Annotated in this window: 18 protein-coding genes; 2 read left to right on the forward strand and 16 right to left on the reverse strand. The window is 63.3% G+C overall.

What is annotated here, in order from left to right:
* Positions 1-236 precede the first annotated feature (236 nt).
* A complete protein-coding gene (gene argH, locus CLU91_RS13090) occupies positions 237-1,634 on the forward strand; it encodes an argininosuccinate lyase (RefSeq protein ID WP_100874509.1) in 1,398 nt (465 codons plus the stop codon).
* A 167-nt stretch (positions 1,635-1,801) separates the two neighbouring features.
* Entirely contained in the window at positions 1,802-3,025 is a 1,224-nt protein-coding gene (locus CLU91_RS13095) for a M24 family metallopeptidase (RefSeq protein ID WP_100874510.1), read from the forward strand.
* A 96-nt stretch (positions 3,026-3,121) separates the two neighbouring features.
* Here the strand turns inward: CLU91_RS13095 and CLU91_RS13100 are convergent, their stop codons facing one another.
* The 16 genes from CLU91_RS13100 to paaE all read right to left on the reverse strand — a co-directional run bounded on the left by CLU91_RS13100 (position 3,122) and on the right by paaE (position 20,945).
* Positions 3,122-4,669, reverse strand: coding sequence for a methyl-accepting chemotaxis protein (locus CLU91_RS13100; protein ID WP_100874511.1), 1,548 nt, complete (start codon positions 4,667-4,669; stop codon positions 3,122-3,124).
* A gap of 60 nt (positions 4,670-4,729) precedes the next feature.
* Positions 4,730-5,137, reverse strand: coding sequence for a hypothetical protein (locus tag CLU91_RS13105; RefSeq protein ID WP_100874512.1), 408 nt, complete (start codon positions 5,135-5,137; stop codon positions 4,730-4,732).
* 10 nt (positions 5,138-5,147) lie between these two features.
* Entirely contained in the window at positions 5,148-6,413 is a 1,266-nt protein-coding gene (locus CLU91_RS13110; protein WP_100874513.1) for a hypothetical protein, read from the reverse strand.
* Positions 6,414-6,803: 390 nt separating this feature from the next.
* Positions 6,804-8,855, reverse strand: a complete 2,052-nt coding sequence (gene paaZ / locus CLU91_RS13115; RefSeq protein WP_100874514.1) for a phenylacetic acid degradation bifunctional protein PaaZ — start codon at positions 8,853-8,855, stop codon at positions 6,804-6,806.
* Positions 8,856-8,937: 82 nt separating this feature from the next.
* Positions 8,938-9,552 carry a phenylacetic acid degradation protein PaaY gene (gene paaY / locus CLU91_RS13120; RefSeq protein WP_100874515.1) on the reverse strand — a complete coding sequence of 205 codons (615 nt, stop codon included), beginning with the start codon at positions 9,550-9,552 and terminating at the stop codon, positions 8,938-8,940.
* Positions 9,553-9,656: 104 nt separating this feature from the next.
* Positions 9,657-10,388, reverse strand: a complete 732-nt coding sequence (locus CLU91_RS13125; protein WP_100874516.1) for an ABC transporter ATP-binding protein — start codon at positions 10,386-10,388, stop codon at positions 9,657-9,659.
* Positions 10,388-11,143 (reverse strand): ABC transporter ATP-binding protein, encoded by a 756-nt coding sequence (locus tag CLU91_RS13130; RefSeq protein ID WP_086137156.1) that lies wholly within the window; start codon positions 11,141-11,143, stop codon positions 10,388-10,390. The genes CLU91_RS13125 and CLU91_RS13130 overlap by 1 nt, the downstream gene beginning before the upstream one ends.
* Before the next feature lies 1 nt (position 11,144).
* On the reverse strand, positions 11,145-12,128 hold the full coding sequence (locus CLU91_RS13135; RefSeq protein ID WP_100874517.1) for a branched-chain amino acid ABC transporter permease: 984 nt from the start codon (positions 12,126-12,128) through the stop codon (positions 11,145-11,147).
* Positions 12,125-13,003 (reverse strand): branched-chain amino acid ABC transporter permease, encoded by an 879-nt coding sequence (locus CLU91_RS13140; protein ID WP_010401459.1) that lies wholly within the window; start codon positions 13,001-13,003, stop codon positions 12,125-12,127. The genes CLU91_RS13135 and CLU91_RS13140 overlap by 4 nt, the downstream gene beginning before the upstream one ends.
* 84 nt (positions 13,004-13,087) lie before the next feature.
* Positions 13,088-14,239 carry an ABC transporter substrate-binding protein gene (locus tag CLU91_RS13145; RefSeq protein ID WP_100874518.1) on the reverse strand — a complete coding sequence of 384 codons (1,152 nt, stop codon included), beginning with the start codon at positions 14,237-14,239 and terminating at the stop codon, positions 13,088-13,090.
* 91 nt (positions 14,240-14,330) lie between these two features.
* Positions 14,331-15,536 (reverse strand): 3-oxoadipyl-CoA thiolase, encoded by a 1,206-nt coding sequence (gene pcaF / locus CLU91_RS13150; RefSeq protein ID WP_100874519.1) that lies wholly within the window; start codon positions 15,534-15,536, stop codon positions 14,331-14,333.
* Positions 15,537-15,570: 34 nt separating this feature from the next.
* Complete coding sequence (gene paaK, locus CLU91_RS13155) at positions 15,571-16,899, reverse strand: phenylacetate--CoA ligase PaaK (protein WP_100874520.1); 1,329 nt, start codon at positions 16,897-16,899, stop codon at positions 15,571-15,573.
* A 67-nt stretch (positions 16,900-16,966) separates the two neighbouring features.
* A complete protein-coding gene (gene paaI, locus CLU91_RS13160) occupies positions 16,967-17,392 on the reverse strand; it encodes a hydroxyphenylacetyl-CoA thioesterase PaaI (protein WP_419177867.1) in 426 nt (141 codons plus the stop codon).
* A gap of 22 nt (positions 17,393-17,414) precedes the next feature.
* The gene (paaH, locus tag CLU91_RS13165; protein ID WP_100874521.1) at positions 17,415-18,983 is read right to left on the reverse strand and encodes a 3-hydroxyacyl-CoA dehydrogenase PaaH; all 1,569 of its coding nucleotides are present in this window, start codon (positions 18,981-18,983) and stop codon (positions 17,415-17,417) included.
* A 1-nt stretch (position 18,984) separates the two neighbouring features.
* Positions 18,985-19,776, reverse strand: coding sequence for a 2-(1,2-epoxy-1,2-dihydrophenyl)acetyl-CoA isomerase PaaG (gene paaG / locus CLU91_RS13170; RefSeq protein WP_100874522.1), 792 nt, complete (start codon positions 19,774-19,776; stop codon positions 18,985-18,987).
* 89 nt (positions 19,777-19,865) lie between these two features.
* Positions 19,866-20,945: a 1,2-phenylacetyl-CoA epoxidase subunit PaaE gene (gene paaE / locus CLU91_RS13175; RefSeq protein ID WP_100874523.1), complete on the reverse strand. Its 1,080-nt coding sequence runs from the start codon at positions 20,943-20,945 to the stop codon at positions 19,866-19,868.
* Between the last annotated feature and the right edge of the window lie 12 nt (positions 20,946-20,957).

Consider the following 20,957-nt stretch of genomic DNA (forward strand, 5'->3'; position numbering starts at 1 on the left):
TTGCGATGATTGAACTGTAGGCCGATCACCCCTGAACTGCCATCGGATTGCGACCAAACGCACGATACGCGGGACAGAATACAAAAAGCCCGGATGGAACGCACAACAGCGTCCGCAGCGTGGCATTTGACGCTTGCCAGCCCCAATCCCGGCCATTTCAGCGCCCTGCAAGCCCCTAAAAGCCCTACCGCCGGCCAACCTTGTTTATAATCGCCGTACACTAAAGGACTTCTTTCATGACTGATCAATTCTCCAAAAAGGGCGAAGCCTGGTCGGCCCGGTTTTCCGAACCGGTCTCGGACCTCGTCAAGCGCTACACAGCTTCTGTATTTTTTGACAAGCGCCTGGCGCTGTTCGACATCGAAGGTTCGCTGGCCCATGCGGAAATGCTGCATGCGCAAGCCATCATCAGCCCGGCCGACTACGCGGAAATCGTGCGCGGCATGGCGCAAATCTCGCAGGAAATCGCCAGCGGCCAGTTCGAATGGCTGCTGGACCTGGAAGACGTCCACCTGAATATTGAAAAACGCCTGACCGAACTGGTCGGCGATGCGGGCAAGCGCTTGCATACCGGCCGTTCGCGCAACGACCAGGTGGCCACCGACATCCGCCTGTACGTGCGTTCCGCCATCGACGACATCACCGCGCTGCTGGCGACGTTGCGCAGCGCGCTGACGGACCTGGCCGAGCAGCATGCCGACACCATCATGCCGGGCTTTACCCACATGCAGGTGGCCCAGCCGATCACCTTCGGCCACCACATGCTGGCGTACGTCGAAATGTTCGGCCGCGACGCCGAGCGCATGGCCGACTGCCGCAAGCGCGTCAACCGCCTGCCGCTGGGCGCCGCCGCCCTGGCCGGCACCACCTTCCCCATCGACCGCCTGCGCGTGGCAAAAACGCTGGGCTTTGACGACGTCTGCCATAACTCGCTCGACGCCGTGTCGGACCGCGACTTCGCCATCGAATTTTGCGCCGCCTCCGCCGTGCTGATGATGCACGTATCGCGCATGGCCGAGGAACTGGTGATCTGGATGAGCCCACGCATCGGCTTCATCGACATCGCCGACCGCTTCTGCACCGGCTCGTCGATCATGCCGCAAAAGAAAAACCCGGACGTGCCCGAGCTCGCCCGTGGCAAGACGGGCCGCGTGTATGGCCACCTGATTGGCCTGTTGACCCTGATGAAAGGCCAGCCGCTGGCCTACAACAAGGATAACCAGGAAGACAAGGAACCGCTGTTCGACACCGTCGACACCGTCATCGACACCTTGCGCATCTTCGCCGACATGGCCGGCGGCATCACGGTGAAGCCGGAAGCGATGCGCGCGGCAGCTCTGCAGGGTTATGCCACGGCGACCGATTTGGCCGACTACCTGGTCAAGAAAGGCTTGCCATTCCGCGACGCCCATGAAGCGGTGGCCCTGGCCGTGCGCGCCTGCGTCGATGCCGGTTGCGACCTGGCCGACCTGTCTTTGGCCCAGTTGCGCGCGTTTTCGCCGTTGACCGGTGAAGACGTGTTTGAAGTGCTGACGCTGGAAGGCTCCGTCGCCGCGCGCGATCACGTGGGCGGCACCGCGCCACGCCAGGTGCGCGCCGCAATTGCCCGCGTGCGCACGCAACTGGAAAAATAAACCGCGCTTGCGCGCTCAAACGCCCCGCTGCATCGCTGCAGCGGGGCGTTTTTCATTGCGCGACGATTGTCGACTATCCAGAAAAGGCAGCGCCCGGGCTCAAGCCGGAAGGCGCGAACTGATATCATCCCCGCATTCCATATTCAGCATCGAACAAAGGAGCAGGCATGAGCATAGGTGGCACTTCCATCGAACAGGCATTGGCATCGCTGTCGGACATGACGGGCGGCATGGTCCCCATCGGCAAGGACGAACATGCGCAGCGCATCGCCAGGGCGCAGGACTTCATGCGCAAACAGGGCGTCGCCGCGATCTACCTGAACGCGGGCGCCAACCTCACCTATTTCACGGGCACCAAATGGTATGCCAGCGAACGCATGGTGGGCGCCATCCTGCCGGCCAGCGGCGAGATCGAATACATCGCCCCCGCCTTCGAGGAAAGCACTTTGACGGGTTTCATGCTCATCGAAGGCCGTGTCAATTGCTGGGAAGAGCATGAAAGCCCGTACCAGCTGTTCGTCGACGTGCTGGCGCGCATGGGGATAGCCCAGGATACTGCTGCGCCGCCGCGCGTGGGCATCTGCGAAAGCGCCGCCTTCTTCATCTACGATGGCATCCGGCCGGCCGCTCCCGGCTACGCGCTGGAGAACGCGCGCGCCGTCACGGCGTACTGCCGCAGCCGCAAGTCAGCGGCGGAAATCGCCCTGATGCAGCGCGTGATGGACATGACCCTGGCCGTGCACGTGGCCACGGCCAGCATGCTGGTCGAAGGCATCACGACGGTGGAAGTGGAAGAATTCATCCAGCGCGCGCACCGCAAGGTGGGTGCGCCACGCTCATATTTCTGCATCGTGCTGTTCGGCGAAGCGACCGCCTATCCGCATGGCGTGAACTACGTGCAGACCCTGAAGGCGGGCGACACGGTGCTGATCGACACGGGTTGCCAAGTGATGAACTACATCTCCGACATCACGCGCACCTATGTGTTTGGTACGATCAGCGCGCGCCAGCGGTCCGTGTGGAACAGCGAAAAGGCGGCGCAGGCCGCGGCTTTCGCCGCCGCCCAGCTGGGCGTGCCCTGCGGCGACGTGGACCGCGCCGCGCGCGTGTCGCTGGAGGCAGACGGCTTTGGCCCCGGCTACAAGCTGCCGGGACTGCCGCACCGCACCGGCCACGGCATCGGCCTCGATATCCACGAGTGGCCTTACCTGGTGGGCAACGACACGACGCCGCTCGACGTGGGCATGTGCTTCTCGAACGAGCCGATGATCTGCATCCCCGGCGAATTCGGCATCCGCCACGAAGACCATTTTTACATGACGGAAAACGGTCCGCGCTGGTTCACGCAACCGGCGCACAGCATCGACGATCCGTTCGGGCTGCGGGCGTAGCGTGACGCCCTTGTGTTGGATTACGCTGCGCTAATCCAACCTACGCACACACCAATGTCAGGTAGGTCGGATTAGCGCCTTGCGCGTAATCCGACATCACCGCAACGCCAGGTAAGCCGCAGGAGCGCCCTGCGCCAGCTTGAACACGGCCAGCGCCGTGCCCAGTTGCACGGCCTGTTCCTGCAGCGATTCGGCCGCCGCTGACGCTTCTTCCACCAGCGCGGAATTTTGCTGCGTCATCTGGTCCATGCTGCCGATGGCCACGCCGATGTCGCCGATGCCGGCGCTCTGCGCCTGGCTGGCGGCGCTGATCTCGGCCATGATGTCGGCCACCTTTTTCACGGAATCGACGATCTGGCCCATGGTCAGCCCCGCCTCGTCGACCAGCTTCGAGCCGACATTCACCCGGTCCACCGAATCGCCGATCAATTGCTTGATTTCGCGCGCCGCTGCCGCACTGCGCTGCGCCAGGTTGCGCACTTCGGACGCCACCACGGCAAAGCCGCGTCCCTGTTCACCCGCGCGCGCCGCTTCCACTGCCGCATTCAAGGCCAGGATATTCGTCTGGAAGGCGATGCCGTCGATGACGCCGATGATGTCGACGATGCGTTTCGATGAATCGTTGATCTCGCCCATGGTGGTAACCACCTGGCTGACCACTTGCCCGCCTTTGACTGCCACCGACGATGCCAACACCACGAGTTGATGCGCCTGGCCCGCGTTGGCGGCGTTGTCGCGCACGGTGGAGGTCAGGCTATCCATGCTGCGCGCCGTCTGATCCAGACTGCCCGCCTGCGATTCCGTGCGTGCGGCCAGGTCTGCATTGCCTTGCGCGATTTCCGCGCTGGCCACCTGGATGGTTTCGGCCGATGCCTTGATGTCGGACACCATGCCGGCCAGCCGGCCGCGCATCTCCATCAGCGCCGCCAGCAGGCTGGCCTGGTCGCCCGCCTCGGTGGCGATCTCCATTGAGAGGTCGCCATCGGCCACGGCGCGCGCGATCTGGCGCGCGTATTCGGGTTCGCCACCGAGCTGCTGCCAGATGGCGCGCACGACGAAATGCGACACGGCCACCAGGCAGACGATGACGGCCAGCGCCACGGCGATGCTGGTATTGAGCGCATTGCGCACGTTGGCCGCGCTGCGTTCAATACCCTGCTTGAACTGCAATTGCGCCTGCTCGTTGGTCTTTGCCAGGTCCGTATTGAGCACCGCCAGCGCGCCCTGCATGCGCGCCACGGTCGCTTGCGGGTCGCCCTCTTCCATTTCCAGCATGATGCGCGCCGCGCTCAGCGCCGGCGCATAGTAGGCATCGAATTCTTTGGCCAGCCGCTGGCCCTGCTCGCGCTGGCCGGGGATCGCCGCAAAGGCGGCCAGTTTTTCGCGCAGCTTGACCGCCTGGCCGCCAACTTGCCCGATGCGCTCCTTGTCGCCTTCGCTGACCGCGTCGCGCAGGGCGTCGCCGACGGCAGTCACGTCCAGGGTCAGCGACTTGGCCATGTCGAGCACGGGATAGTCGGCACTTTCGGTAGCGTGGATGGAATTGAGCGCGGCCGTAGACAAGTAGGCACTGACGGCCAGTCCCAGCCCGAAAATCACGGCCGAGACGACAGGCAGCGCCCATATCTTGCGTTTGATGCTCATTGCTGTCTCCTGATTTGATGAATTATCGGGCCGCCGCATGGCGTGCGGCCCGAGCCGGCTTTATGGCGCCGTCAGCACCACTTTGACGGTGCCGTCGACGGCACTCTTTTCGATATAGCCGATGGCTTTCGGATCGGCCGCCACGGCCTTCTTCACGTCGGCGCTATTGGCCACCTCTTTCGGCAAGGTCGCCTTGCCCGTGAAAACCAGCTTGGACCACAGGGCCTTCGCTTGCGACGGTTCCTTGTCCGTCACCTTCTTGTAGAACTCGGCGCGCACAGGGGCGCTTTCCGGCTGGTCGATCGGCGTCATGGCCGTCGATTTGCCGAGGAAAAACTGCGCCACCTGCTCATTCGTCATGGCGCCGGCGGCGCTTTTGGGATTGACCACCACGACCACTTCGGCCATGGCGGGAACAGCGCTCGACAAGGCCAGCAAGGCAGCCATATGCAAAATAAATGGTTTCATGCGGCGCTCCTTAGAAAACGAAATCGATGGCGGCAGCCACCACCGTGACGGGGCCGCTGAAACCGGGCTTGGCTTGCACGAACAGGCCCTGGCCATTTTTCGGCTTGATGCGGTCGATCTGCACCTTCAAGGCGGCCGAACGGTGGAAGTCCCAGCGCACGCCGATGCTGTCCGTCGATTGCTCCAGCTGGTTGCGCGTGTTGGCCATGGTATTGACGCCGGCCGACAGGGCGCGCAGGGTCGGCGTGCAGGCGGCTGGATAGCCTGGCGGGCAGGCGGCCGGCACGGTGTTGTTCACGCGATCATCGGCCTTCAGGCTGGCGTGGCTGTAATACGGCAAAAAGGCGCCGATACGGTAGCCGCCCATCAAGTACCACGAGGTGCTGTCGCTGATATAGCTGTCCGTCTTGCGCTTGGCATACTCCGACTGCACCAGAAGATTGTTCCAGTCCAGGCCCAGGCCCACGGACGTGAAGGACGCCTTCTTGTCCTTGACTTCCAGCGCATCAGCCAGGGCGCCCAGCTGGGCGATCCGGTAGCCGCTGCCGGCCGCGCGCAAGCTGCCCATCAAGGTATTCAGGCTGGGCGAATCATTGATCGTCAGCTTGGTCTCGGCACGGCCGAAACGCACCGTGACGGGGCCATGTTCCGCCACCATGTTCAGCGCAACGATGGACTTGCCTTCCACGTGCACGGTCGAATCGGGTCCCGTTGCCAGGGTGGCCTTGGTGCGGCCCAGCGCCAGCTGCGTGGTGATGCTGGTGTCACCCACGCTGAACTGGTAAGTGCCATCGATGCCGTCGATGCTGTTCAGCGGCACCTGCGAATACATTTCACCGGGAGGGCGCAGCATGGTGTTGGCATAGCCCACGTTACGGTAATCGGAAATCATGAAGACGGGCAGACCCATGCGGCCAACCCGCACACTGAAGCTGTCCGACACCTTGGCCTTGGCGAAGGCCCACGCCAGTTCGGCGCCGAAATCATCCTCGCCATCCTTGCGCGCCAGGCCCTGCACGGTGGCCGACAGCCAGGGATTGACGGTGACATTGGCCTGCAAGCCAAGATTCGAATCGACGCCCGTACGGGCTGTCTTGCCGGCACCGGCGGCCTGGTTCGGGCGCGCGAACTGCGCCTTGTCGGTATCGGCCACAGTCAGCGCGGCCGTGCCGAAACCGCTGATCTTGACGGTCGGGCCACTGGCGACATCTTCGGCGTAGGCGTGGCTGATGGCCAGGGGCATGGCCAGCAGAAAAATCAGGACGTGTTTATTCATAGTAATTAAATACCCGTAGCGGTGAACGTTAGTCGTGGAGTTGGGCTCTAGATCGGAGGTTCACCGGCCATAACAGGCCGGGTCCTTTTTTGCGCCGCCGTCGCCTTGCATGGCGTGAATAACGGCGTGACCAGTGAGTAGAACCATGCTACAGAGAAAAAGTCTGCTTTGAAAAGTTTTCCTAAGGCAATTAACGATTTTGCCATTTTTTAGGAAAAAAGCACGCGTTCTAGAGGGGTTTATCTAAATAGCACGCTGTGCAAAACCACACTTACACTATATTTTTCATACACTTATGGATAATTCAAGACAAAAAGAACTCGGATAAAAAAAACGCCACCCGCGCAAAGATCGCGGGTGGCGCCGGCCGATGCCATGCTACGGCAACGCTTACTCGCGCTTCGACACCAGTGTCAGAATATCGTAGCTGGCCACCAGTTCCTCGTTCTGGTTGGTCACCTGCACGTCCCACGCGACCACGCCCTGGCCCACGCCAAACACGTCCTTGCGGTTGCGGTCGACCTTGCGCTTGCAAGTCAGGCGCGCGCGGATGGTGTCGCCAATGGCGACAGGCGCGACGAAGCGCAGGTTGTCCAGGCCATAGTTGGCCAGCACGGGACCGACGCCAGGCGAGACGAACAGGCCGGCGGCGGCCGACAGCACGAAGTAGCCGTGGGCGATGCGCTTGCCGAACTGCGATTCCTTGGCCGCGATTTCGTCGAAGTGCATGTAGAAGAAGTCGCCCGAAATGCCACCAAAGGCGACGATGTCCGCCTCGCTGACGGTGCGGCGGTGCGTCAGCAGCGAGTCGCCCGTCTTCAAATCCTCGAAGTGCTTGCGGAACGGGTGGATCGGGCTTTCATTGACGTCCGCGCCGCGCACGTATTCGCCCGTGATCGCCGCCAGCATGGTCGGCGAGCCTTGCACGGCCGCCCGTTGCAGGTAATGGCGCACGGCGCGCACGCCACCCAGTTCCTCGCCGCCGCCCGCGCGGCCAGGGCCGCCGTGCTTCAGTTGCGGCAACGGCGAGCCATGGCCCGTCGAATCGACGGAGGCCACGCGTTCGAGCACGTGCACGCGGCCATGCGTGGCCGCTACGTGCGGTACCACGCGCGCGGCGATTTTCGGATCGCGCGTCACCAGGGTACTCACCAGGCTGCCCTTGCCGCGCGCGGCCAGTGCCAGCGCTTCGTCGATATCCTTGTAGCCCATCATGGTGCTGACGGGGCCAAACGCTTCCACGTCATGCACGGCGTCGTTGCCGAAGGCGTCGCGGCACAGCAGCAAGGTCGGCGAGAAGAAGCTGCCATCCTGAGCCCCATCACCGAGGGGACTGAAACCGTCGGCCGCGCCAAATACCACCTCGTTACCCTGCGACAGGGTGGCGACACGTTCGGCCACGTCGTTCTGCTGCTCTTTCGACGCCAGCGCGCCCATGCGCACGCCTTCGATGGACGGATCGCCCACCACCACCTTGGCCAGGCGCTCGCGCAGGCGCGTGCCGACGGCATCCATCAAGTGCTCGGGCACGATGATGCGGCGGATTGCCGTACACTTCTGGCCCGACTTGCCCGTCATTTCGCGCACCACTTCTTTGACGAACAGGTCGAATTCCACGTCGTCTGGCGTGACGTCCGGCGCCAGGATGGCGCAATTGAGCGAATCGGCTTCACCGTTGAAGGGCACGGACTGGGCGATCAGGTTGGGATTGGTGCGCAGCTTGGCGGCCGTGGCGGCCGAACCCGTGAAGGTCACGAAATCCTGGCCATTCAAACGGTCCAGCAAGTCGCCCGTAGAGCCGATCACCAGCTGCAAACTGCCGGCCGGCAGCAAGCCCGATTCATGCATCATGCGCACGACGGCCTGCGTCAGATAGCTCGTCGCCGTGGCCGGCTTGGCGATGCAAGGCATGGCCGCCAGGAAGCTGGGCGCGAATTTTTCCAGCAAACCCCAGATGGGGAAGTTAAAGGCATTGATGTGCACGGCCAGGCCGCCGCGCGGCACCAGGATGTGCGTGCCGGCGAAGCCGCCTTTTTTACCCAGCGCGATGGCCGGGCCTTCGTGCAGCACGTTCGACGACGGCAGCTCGTTGCTGCCCATGCTGGCGTAGGCGAACAGCGTGCCCGTGCCGCCTTCGATGTCGACCCAGCTATCGGCGCGCGTGGCGCCCGACAGGTGCGAGATCGCATACAGCTCTTCCTTGCGCTCGACCAGGTACAGGGCCAATGCTTTCAGGCGCGCGGCGCGCTGCTGGAAGTCCAGCGCCATCAGGCCCGGCACGCCCGTCTTGCGCGCATACGTGACGGCTTCGTCGAAGTCGATCTTTTCCGCATGCGTGTGATAGATGACGCGGTTGTTCAAGGCGCTGTGCAGGGGCACGGCGGCGCTTTCGCCCAGCCAGCGGCCGGCGATCAGGCTTTGCAGGGTGGATATGTGAGCCATTTTTTTCTCCATAAATGATGTTGGCGGTGGCGTCGGATTACGCGGGGCTTGGCCCCGCTAATCCGACCTACGCCCATATTGCTTATTGCGCCGCGGCGTTCTTGTGCAAATGCAGCGGCAAGGCGGATTCGAAATTCAGGCGCTGGCGGCCTGCCTCGACTTCCGTCAGGGCGTCCACTTCGCGCATCGTTTGCATCGAGCGCACGGCCAGTTCGTGGTACTGGCCAGTGCCCGAGCTTTTCCATTTGATTTCATCGTCGGTCAGCGCGCGGATGATCTTGGCGGGCGTGCCCACCACCATGCTGCGCGGCGCGACGATCATGCCCGCCTTGACGAAACTCATGGCCGCGACGATGGATTCCGCGCCGATGATGGCGTTGTCCATCACCACGGCGTTCATGCCGACGAGGGCATTGCGGCCGATGCGGCAGCCGTGCAGCACGGCGCCATGGCCGATATGGCCATCGACTTCGACCACCGTGTCGCAGCCGGGAAAACCATGCATGACGCAGGTATCCTGCAAGTTGGCGCCCTCTTCCAGGATCAATCGGCCGAAGTCGCCGCGGATCGAGGCCAGCGGCCCGATATAGCAGCGCGGACCGACGATCACGTCGCCGATCAGCACGGCCGACGGGTGCACGTAGGCGCTGGGGTGGACGACGGGGGTGACGCCGTTGATTTCGTAGACTTTGACCATGTTGTTCTCCTATTCTGCAATGGGGTGACGCTTTCCTGTACCCCACAACCTTGCACTGCCGGGGTCGGACCCTCAGGGTCCGACCCCAGCCTTTGCCCTTCGGGTTACATCCCCAGGTACGCGCTCTGTACCTGCTCGTTATGCAGCAATTCCGGCCCCGGACCGGACAAGGTGATCGCACCCGTCTCGATCACGTAGCCCACGTCGGCGATCGACAGGGCCGCATGCGCGTTCTGCTCGACGAGGAAGATGGTGATGCCCTGGTCGCGCAGTTCGGCCACGATGCGGAAGATTTCCGCGATCAGGAGCGGCGCCAGGCCCATGCTCGGTTCATCGAGCAGCAGCAGTTGCGGGCGGCCCATCAGCGCGCGCGCCATGGCCAGCATCTGCTGCTGTCCGCCCGATAAGGTCCCGGCCAGCAGCAAGCGCTTTTCCTTCAGGATCGGGAACAGGCCATACATGCGCTCCATGTCGCCCGCCACGTCCTGCGCGGGGCGCGTAAAGGCGCCCAGGCGCAGATTGTCTTCCACCGTCATGGGGCCGAAGACTTGCCGCCCTTCCGGCACCTGGCAAATGCCGCTGCGCACGCGCTTGTCGGCGCTCATGCGGCTGACGTCCTGGCCGGCGAAAACGATGCTGCCCGCGCTGACCGGCTGCACGCCGGAGATGGCCCGCAGCAGGGTCGTCTTGCCGGCGCCATTCGCGCCCACCAGCGCCACCAGCTGGCCCTGCCGTACCTGCAGGTCGATGCCGTGCAGGGCCTGGATGCGGCCGTAATGGCTGGTCAGGCCAGCGATATCGAGCACCAGCGGTGTCTGAGGTTTTTCCATCTTCATCATGCCGCCACTCCCAGATACGCGGCCACCACATCGGGGTTCGCGCGCACTTCGGCGGCGGTTCCCTCGGCCAGCTTCTTGCCATAGTCGAGCACCAGGATATGGTCCGACAGGTTCATCACCAGTTTCATGTCATGCTCGACCAGCACCACCGTCACGCCCGATTGCGCCACCTTGCGTATCAAGGCTTCGATCTCGCCCGTCTCCGTATGGTTCAAGCCCGCCGCCGGCTCATCGAGCAGCAGCACCTTCGGCTTGGCCGCCAGCGCACGCGCGATTTCCAGGCGTTTCAAGGCGCCATACGACATCTGCCCCGCCTCGTCGTCGATGTGCCGGCCCACGCCGACAAACTCCATCAGGCCCGCCGCCTCGTCGCGGCAAGCCGCGTCGGCACGGCGCACGGACGGCAAACGCAGCATGGAGGCGAACAGGTTCTGGTTCAGGCGCAGGTGCGCACCCACCATCACATTGTCGATGGCCGTCATGTTCATGCACACCTGCAGGTTCTGGAAGGTGCGGCTCATGCCGCGCCGCGCCAGCGCATCGGGCGGCATGGCGGCCACGTTTTCGCCATTGAGCAAAATCTCGCCCCGGGTCGGCGTGTACACACCGGTGATCAGGTTGAACAGGGTCGTCTTGCCGGCGCCGTTCGGCCCGATCACGGAGTGGATATTGCCTTCCTTGACGGTAAAGCTCACGTCCTGCACCGCATGCACGCCGCCAAAGCTCTTGCTCAGATTGTTAATCGTCAGCATCTCAGACCTCCTGCGCAGATTTGGGCGGTGCTTTCGGCGTAGCGGAACGCTTGCGCGAACGGCTGGCCAGGCTCGGCACCAGGCCCTTGGGCATGAAGATCATGGTGGCCATCAGGATCACGCCAAACACCACCGTTTCCCAGCCTTCAAAACTGGACAGCAGCTGCGGCAGAATCGTCAGCAGGGCCGCGCCGATGATGGAACCGAAGATCGACGCCATGCCACCCACCACCACCATCGTCACCAGCTCGATCGAGTGGAAAAAGCCGGCCAGGTTGGGCGTGATGAAACCGATGTAGTGGGCACTGATGCTGCCCGCAATGCTGGCAATGACGGCCGACAGCACGAACACGCGCACCTTGAAGCGGGTCGTATCGACGCCGACGACGCGGGCCGCCACTTCCGAACCGTGGATCGCCTGCAGCGCGCGGCCGACGGGCGAATCGATCAGGTTCAGCGCCAGCCACGTGACCAGCAGCAGCAGCACGGCGCACACCAGGTACCACGATTTTTCACCGGCGATTTCCAGGCCGGCGACACTGAAGGTGGACACGCCGATGCCGTCCGGGCCACCCGTCCACTGTGTCTCGTTGTTGATCACGATGGAGATGATGATGCCCAGGCCCAGGGTGGCCATGGCCAGGGTATGGCCTTTGAGTTTCAACACGGGGCGCGCCAGCAGCAGCGCCAGCAGGCCAGTCGCGACGGCGCCGGCGGCCAGGGCAGCGAGCGGCGGCCAGTTGTAGTGCGTGGTCAGCACGGCCGACGCATACGCGCCCAGGCCATAGAAACCCGCGTGACCGAGGCTGATCTGGCCCGTGTAGCCCATCAACAGGTTCAGGCCGATGACGACGATGGCGTTCAGGGCGATGCGGATCGCCACGTCATAGTAGAACGCATTCGTGAGGAACAGGGGCAGGATGGCCAGCACGAGTGCCAGCACCAGCAAACCACCGTGGCGCGAGCGGGAGAAGAAGGTCGTCATACACGCTCCGAATTTTTAGCGCCAAACAAGCCTTGCGGCAGGAAGAACAGGATCAGCAGGATCAGCACGAAGGGGACCGCGTCCTTGTAGGCCGAGGAGATATAGCCGGCCGTCATGGCTTCGGCGATGCCGAGGATCAGGCCACCGGCAATCGCGCCGGCGCCGCCACCGAGGCCACCCAATACGGCGGCGACGAAGCCTTTCAGGCCCAGCATGATGCCCGCGTCGTACGAGGTGTACGTGATCGGTGCGACGAGAATGCCGCCCGCCGCGCCCAAGAGCGCTGACAGGCCGAACGAGAACAGCAGCACCTTGCGCGTGTTGATGCCCACCAGTTGCGCAGCCAGCTTGTTGTGCGAGGTGGCCAGCATGGCCTTGCCCATCAGGGTGCGGCCGAAGAACCAGCCCAGCACCAGCACGATGACGACCGTCACGCCCAGCACCCACAGGCTTTGCGGCAGCAGGCTGGCACCCAAAAATTCGATCGGCGCGTCGCCGGAAAACGCCGGCAGTGTATGCGTATCCTTGCCCAGCCAGATTTGCACCAGGCCGCGCAGCACCAGCGAGGCGCCGATGGTGATGATCAACAAGGTGATGACCTGCGCATTTTGCGCCGGTTCGATCACGGTTTTTTCCATCAGCAGGCCAACCAGGCCCGTGGCGATGACGGCCAGGATGATGGCCAGCGGCAGCGGCACGCCGGCGGCCGACATCACGGCGGCCAGCATCCCGCCCAGCATGATGAATTCGCCTTGCGCGAAGTTGATCACGCCGCTGGTGTTGTAGATGATGGTAAAGCCCAGCGCCGCCAGCGCATAGGCGGAACCGACCGTCATCCCGGAATACAGAAATTGTAGAAATTGTGCGACTTCCATGGTGTCTCCATTATGTTCGGCGATGCGCGGGCCGCTTCGAGGGCGGCCTCGCGCAGGTACTTCTGGCTTACCTTGTTTCGAACATCACTTCGACAATTGCCATTCGCCGTTCTTCACTTCCACCATACGGAAAGCCGACAGGTCCAGGCCCATGTGATCTTTTGCCGACATGTTGAAGACACCCGTCGTCCCCACAAAACCCTTGGTCGATTCCAGCGCCGCGCGCACTTTTTCGCGATCCGTGCCGCCGGCGCGCTTGATGGCGTCGACCGACAGGTTCAGAGCGTCGAGCGCATAGCCGCCAAAGGTCGACGGATCGATCTTGTAGCGGTCTTTATACGTCTTGTCGTAGCCGACCACGATGGCCTTTTGCGCGTCGCTGTCGGGCAGCATGGCGCCGATCAGCAGGGCCGGCGTTGGCAGGCGCACGCCTTCGGCGGCCTTGCCCGACAATTTCAGGTATTCGTCCGACGCCACGCCATGCGACTGGTACAGCGGCAGCGCGGCCATGCCCAGCTGGCCATAGTTCTTGGTCACGACCGCCGGGCCCTGGCCCAGGCCGAAGACGAAGACGGCTTGCACGCCAGCCGTATTTTTGATGCGCGTGAGCTGCGCCGTGATGTCCGTGTCTTTCGGGCCGTAGGTTTCATCGGCCACCAGGGTAATGCCGTATTTGGAGGCGACGATCTGCGATTCCTTGCGGCCCGAAGCGCCGAAGCCGCTCGTTTCAGACAGCAGGCCCACCTTGCTGATGCCGCGCTTCTTCATGTCTTCGAATACCTTCTCGGCCGCCATGCGGTCCGTGTGCGGCGTCTTGAAGACCCATTTCTTGACCGGGTCGATGATGACCACGGCACCGGCAAGCGAAATGAACGGCATGCTGGCGCGGTCGACCAGCGGCGCCATCGCCATCGTCGCACCCGTGGTGGTGCCGCCGATCAGCACATCGACCTTGTCGGACTCGATAAGGCGCTTGGTAAAACCGTTGGCCTTGGCCGCGTCGCTGCCGTCATCGTAGTGGACCAGTTCCAGCTTGCGTCCCAGGACGCCACCGGCCGCGTTGATCTTCTCGATATACAGTTGCAGGGTTTTCAGTTCAGGGTCGCCCAGGAAGGCGGCCGGTCCCGTGACGGACAGCACGGAGCCGATCTTGATGTTATCGGCCGCATACGCGCCCGCGGCGGACATGGCCAGCACGCCGGCGATCAGGGTTTTCTTGAAGATATTGGCAATCATTATGGTCTCCACCAGGTTGGCACTACGGTCAATTATGGTTGGCGCTTTTTTACAAGCCTGCGCCTTTTATGTTTACTTTGCTTTTACTCTGTTATACGCGTTCAATTACTACGGCAATACCCTGCCCCACGCCGATGCACATGGTGCACAGCGCATAGCGCCCGCCAGTGCGTTCCAGCTGGTTCAGGGCCGCCATCACCAGGCGCGCGCCCGATGCGCCCAGCGGATGGCCGATGGCAATCGCGCCGCCATTCGGATTCACGTGGGCCGCGTCGTCCGCCAGGCCCAGGTCGCGCGTGACGGCCAGGGCCTGCGCGGCAAACGCTTCATTGAGCTCGATCACGTCCATCTGTTCGATGGTCAATCCCGTTTGCGCCAGCACCTTGCGCGTGGCCGGCGACGGGCCAAAACCCATGATGCGCGGCGCCAGGCCGGCCGTGGCCATGCCCAGCACTTTTGCGCGCGGCGTCAATTTGTATTTGTCGACGGCGGCGGCGGACGCCAGCAGGATGGCGCAAGCGCCGTCGTTCAAGCCCGAGGCATTGCCGGCCGTGACGGTGCCGTCAGCCTTGACCACGCCCTTGAGCTTTGCCAGCATCTCGATCGAGGTGTCGGGGCGCGGATGTTCATCCATCGTCACCATCTTCGGGTCACCCTTTTTTTGCGGCACGGCGACGGGCACGATTTCACGATCAAAGACGCCAGCCGCGTTGGCGGCGGCCCAGCGCTGCTGGCTGCGCAAGGCCAGGGCATCCTGGTCGGCGCGGCTGATGCCGAACTCCACGGCCACGTTTTCCGCCGTTTCCGGCATGGTGTCGATGCCGTACTGCGTTTTCATCTTGCCGTTGACGAAACGCCAGCCCAGGGTCGTGTCTTCGATTTTCGCCGCGCGCGAAAACGCGCTGTCGGCCTTGCCCATCACGAAAGGCGCGCGCGTCATGCTTTCCACGCCGCCGGCGATGATCAGCTCCGCCTCGCCCGCCTTGATGGAACGGGCAGCCATGCCGACGGCGTCCAGGCTGGAGCCGCACAGGCGGTTGATGGTATTGGCCGGTACTGCCGCCGGCAAACCGGCCAGCAGCGCGGCCATGCGGCCCACGTTGCGGTTGTCTTCGCCCGCCTGGTTGGCACAGCCGTAGAACACGTCGTCGATGGCGGCCCAGTCGACGGACGGGTTGCGGGCGATCAGCGCGGCAATCGGCAGCGCGCCCAGGTCGTCCGCGCGTACGCTGGACAGCGCGCCGCCATAGCGGCCAAAGGGAGTGCGCACGGCATCACAGATAAAGGCTTCGTTCATGTTTGCTTCCTTGTTCGTTTTCTTGTTCAAACTATCAGGGGAAAAGCTTCGGGCGCTGGTCGACCACGCGGCGGGCCTTGCCCGTCAGGGTGCGTTCGATGCCGGCGGCGGCCACCAGGCGCACGCGCGTGCTCACGCCCACGTGCGTCTTGATGCGGTGTTCCAGCTCGCGCGCCAGGCCATCGGTCTCACTGGCCGAGATGGTGGCGCTCAGGTCGATGCGCAGCTCGGCGATCACTTCCAGTTTGTCGAGGTGGCCATCGCGCGTGACCACCAGCTGGTATTGCGGCGCCAGCTTCGGCATCTTGAGGATCAGCTCTTCGATCTGCGTGGGGAAGACGTTCACGCCGCGGATGATCAGCATGTCGTCGGAGCGGCCCGTGATCTTGCCGATGCGGCGCATGGCCCGCGAGGTCGGCGGCAGCAAACGGGTCAGGTCGCGCGTGCGGTAGCGGATGATGGGCAGCGCTTCTTTCGTCAGCGAGGTAAACACCAGTTCGCCCTCCTCGCCATCCGGCAGCACTTCTCCCGTTTCCGGATCGATGATCTCCGGGTAGAAATGGTCTTCCCAGATGACGGGACCGTCCTTGCTCTCGATGCACTCGGATGCCACGCCAGGACCCATTACTTCGGACAGGCCATAGATATCGACGGCGTCGATGCCGGCGCGCGCTTCGATTTCCGCACGCATGGCGTCCGTCCACGGCTCGGCGCCGAAGATGCCTACCTTCAGCGACGATTCAGCCGGATCGAGACCCTGGCGCGTGAATTCCTCGATGATGTTGAGCATGTAGGACGGCGTGACCATGATGATGGACGGCTTGAAATCCTGGATCAATTGCACCTGCTTTTCCGTCTGGCCGCCCGACATCGGGATGACCGTGCAACCGAGACGCTCGGCGCCGTAATGCGCGCCCAGGCCACCCGTGAACAAGCCGTAGCCATAGGAGATGTGCACCATGTCGCCCGCGCGGCCGCCGCCGGCGCGGATCGAGCGCGCCACCACGTTGGCCCAGGTGTCGATGTCGTTCTGCGTGTAGCCGACCACCGTGGCCTTGCCCGTGGTGCCGCTCGACGCGTGGATGCGCACCACTTGCTCGCGCGGCACGGCAAACAGGCCAAACGGGTAATTGTCGCGCAAGACTTTTTTATCGGTGAACGGGAATTTGGCCAGATCGGACAGCGATTTGAGGTCGTCCGGATGCACGCCCGCTTCGTCAAAAGCGGCGCGGTAATGGGGCACGTTGTCATACGCGTGCTTGAGCGTCCATTTCATGCGTTCGAGCTGCAGCGCCTGCAGTTCATCCTTGCTGGCGCGCTCGATCGGTTCGAGGTCATTCGGTGCTGGGGTTCTCTGGACCATCTCTGTCTCCTGTTTAATTCTTTAACTGTTCAATCGGTACCGGCAGTTCAAGCCTGCTCTTGTCACTTCAATTGCTGATGACTTCACCGGCCACGCGGATCGACTTGCCGCGAAAGAGCGCGATGGCGCGCCCTTCCTGGTTGCTGACCTTGACGTCATAGACGCCGCTCTTGCCCGCCAGCGCCTGTTCGACGGCATGCGCCGTCAGCACGTCGCCTTCGCGGCCCGGCGCCAGGTAATCGATGGTGCAGCCGGCGCCCACGGTGTTCATGTTGTAGCTGTTGCAGGCAAAGGCGAAGGCGCTGTCGGCCAGGGCGAAGATAAAGCCGCCGTGGCAGGTCTGGTGGCCGTTGAGCATGTCGGCACGCACCGTCATCGTCATGCGCGCATGGCCGGGGCCCACGTCGGCCAGGGCGATGCCCATGGCGGCGGTGGCGTTATCGCGCGACAGCATGGAGGCGGCGGCCGCTTCGGCCAGGGCTTGCGCGGTCATGTTGTGATCCTTATTTGACATATCATTCGGCATGAAACGGTGCTCCATTGGCGAGTTTGCGGCGCAGCAGCGGCGAGACCCGGTAGCGGTCTTCTCCATAGCCCAGCGCCAGATGCTGCAATACGGTGACGATGTGCTGGACGCCGACGGCATCGGCCCAGGCCAGCGGTCCGCGCGGATAGTTCACGCCCTTCTGCATGGCGATATCGACGGCGGCCACCGTGCACACACCCTGGTTGACGGCGTCGGCCGCCTCGTTGGCCAGCATGGCGACCGTGCGCATGACGGCCAGGCCAGGCACGTCGTCCAGGCGCGTGACGATGAAACCGGCCGTCTGGAACAGGCCGACGACGGCCGCGTAGGCGGCATCGCTGCACTGGTCGGCACGGGCCACGGCGATGCGTTTGGCACCGGCGTAATCGAGCGCCAGGTCGAACAGCACCGTGTCCGGATGCTGGTTATCGTGCGCGCGCTGGGTGGCGCTGCGGCCATCTGTCAGGTAGATCGCGGCGCCATGGCAATGCAGGGCTGGCGCTTCGTCCATCGCCTGGCCTTCCTGCGTCACGCGGCGGCTGACGGTGATGCCCGCCTGCTCCAGGCGCTGCACCAGGCTGCGGATGATGCCGCTGTGGCCACGCCCATCGCCGCCGATGGCGGCCGACAGGGCGACGAATTCGGGCTTGGCCTGCGCGTCTTCCGCCTGCGCCACGGGGGCAACGGCGCCTTCGCCATACGGGTAAAAGCCGCGGCCCGATTTGCGGCCGAGGAAACCGGCGTTGACCATTTCCTGCTGCAGCACGGACGGCGTGAAGCGCGGGTCGTTGAAATAGGCGCCGAACACGGATTGCGTGACGGAGAAATTCACGTCGTGGCCGATCAAGTCCATCAATTCGAATGGGCCCATGCGGAAGCCGCCCGCTTCGCGCAGCACGGCATCGATGGTGGCAGGATCGCCCGCCTGTTCGTTCAACAGGCGCCAGCCTTCCGCATAGAACGGACGGGCGACACGGTTGACGATAAAGCCCGGCGTCGATTTCGCATGCACGGGATTCTTTCCCCAGGCGATAGAGGTGTCGTAGACGGTGGCGGCGACCTGCTCGCTGGTGGCCAGGCCACTGATCACTTCGACCAGCGCCATCAGGGGCACGGGATTAAAGAAATGCATGCCGACCAGGCGTTCCGGACGGCGCAGCCTGGCGGCAATCGCCGTGACGGAAATCGACGAGGTATTCGTCGCCAGGATGCAGTCGTCGCCAACCAGCGCTTCGAGTTCCGCGAACAGGCCGCGCTTGACGTCGAGGTTTTCCACGATGGCTTCCACCACCAGGGCAGCATCGCTCACATCGGCCAGGCTGCCCGCCGCCTGCAGGCGCGCCGTGGCGGCCGTGGCTTCGTCCGCCGTCATGCGGCCCTTCTCGGCCAGCTTCGCATACATCTTGCCGATGTCGAGCAAGGCCTTGCTGACGGCTTCCGCGCGCGTGTCATACAGTTTGACTCTGTAACCGGCGGCGGCGGCCACCTGCGCGATGCCGGCGCCCATGGCGCCGCTGCCGATGACGGCGACGATACTGTTGTTGTCCAGAGCTGCCATATCAATGTCCCTTGAATTGCGGTGTGCGCTTTTCCATGAAGGCGGCCACGCCTTCGCGGTAATCATCGCTGTGTCCGAGATCGCTCATCATGCGCGCTTCCAGCGCCAGCTGCTGCGGCAGGGTATTGGCGCCACTGAGAGCCAGCGCCTGCTTGGTGAACGCCAGGCCCTTGGTCGGCGCCGTGGAAAAGTGCACGGCCAGCTTGCGCGTTTCCTGCGCCAGTTCAGCATCCTCGACGCATTTCCAGATCAAGCCCCAGTCCTCGGCCTTTTCCGCCGTCAGTTTTTCGCCAAGCATGGCCAGGCCCATGGCGCGCGCCGAACCGATCAGGCGTGGCAGGAAGAAGGTGCCGCCCGTGTCCGGGATCAGGCCCAGCTTGCAAAACACTTCGACGAAGCTGGCCGACTTGCCGGCGATGACGATGTCGCAGGCCAGCGCCAGGTTGGCGCCCGCGCCGGCGGCCACGCCGTTGACGGCGCAGATCACCGGCATGGGCAAGGCTTTCAAGGCCAGCACCAGCGGCGCGTAGTTCTTTTCCACCGACTCGCCCAGGTCCACGCCCTTCGAGCCGGGTTCCACGGCGCGGTCGGACAAATCCTGCCCCGCGCAAAAGCCGCGGCCCGCGCCCGTCAATACGAACACGCGCACGGAACTGTCGGCGTTGACTTTCGCAATCGCGTCGCGCACTTCCTCGTGCATGGCTTGCGTGAAGCTATTGAGCTTGTCGGGACGGTTCAGGGTCAGGGTGGCGATACCCTGTTCGATGGTGAAGAGGATGTTTTGGTAGGTCATGGCGTCTCGCTTCAATTTTTTAAACCCAGATGCAAGTGCCGGGGTCGGACCCTGAGGGTCCGACCCCAGTCTTCGCTTGGGGTCTGATGTTATTCAGCCTGGTCGAAGTCGACCACCACCTTGTCGGTCAGCGGAAAACTCTGGCAACTGAGGACGAAGCCGCGCGCCACTTCGTAGTCTTCCAGCGCGTAGTTGACGTCCATTTCGACTTTGCCGTCGAGGATCTTGCAGCGGCAGGTCGAGCATACGCCGCCCTTGCACGAATAGCGCATGTCCAGCCCGGCGCGCAGGCCCGCGTCGAGGATCGATTCCTTATCCTTGTCCATCGTGAAGGTGGTGTGGTTGCCGTCCATGATGACGGTCACTTCCGTTTCCTGCACAGTATCGGCGGCCAGCTGGACGCGCGGCTTGTGGGCATTTTTCGGGATGCTGGCGGCGAACAGTTCGATCTTGATGTTCTGCTTGGGCATGCCGGCCGCCTGCAGGGCGGCGGAGACGCCCAGCATCATGTCTTCCGGGCCGCAGATAAAGGCATTGTCGTAGTCTTCCACACGGATCCAGTGCTGCAGGAACTGTTCGCATTTTTCCTGCGTGATGCGGCCGTTGAACAATTCGATATCCTGCTGCTCGCGGCTCATCACGTAGACGAGGTTCAGACGCTCCAGGTACACATCCTTCAAGTCCGTCAATTCTTCCTTGAAGATGACGGACGAGGAGGCGCGGTTACCGTAGAACAGCGTGAAGCGGCTCAGTGGTTCCGTCAGCAGGGTCGTCTTGATGATGGAGAGGATGGGCGTGATGCCGCTGCCGGCCGCGAACGCCAGGTAATGCTTGCGGTTGACGCAGTCGAGCGGCACGTTGAAGTGGCCCATGGGCGGCATCACGTCGATGGTGGCGCCGGCCTTCAGGGTGTCGTTCGCCCAAGTCGAAAATGCGCCGCCCGGCGTGCGCTTGATGGCCACGCGCAGGGTGCCGTCCTGCACCGCCGAACAGATGGAATACGAGCGGCGCACGTCTTCCGCGTTGATATTGGCGCGCAGGGTCAGGTGCTGGCCCTGCTGGAAGCGGAACTGCTGCTTCAACTCAAATGGCACGTCGAACGTGACGGCGATGGTGTCGCGCGTTTCGTTGCGCACGTTCGCCACGCACAGCGGATAAAATTTACTCATGCTTCATCTCCA

This window comes from Janthinobacterium sp. 64, from assembly GCF_002813325.1.
Classification (GTDB): Bacteria; Pseudomonadota; Gammaproteobacteria; order Burkholderiales; family Burkholderiaceae_D; genus Janthinobacterium.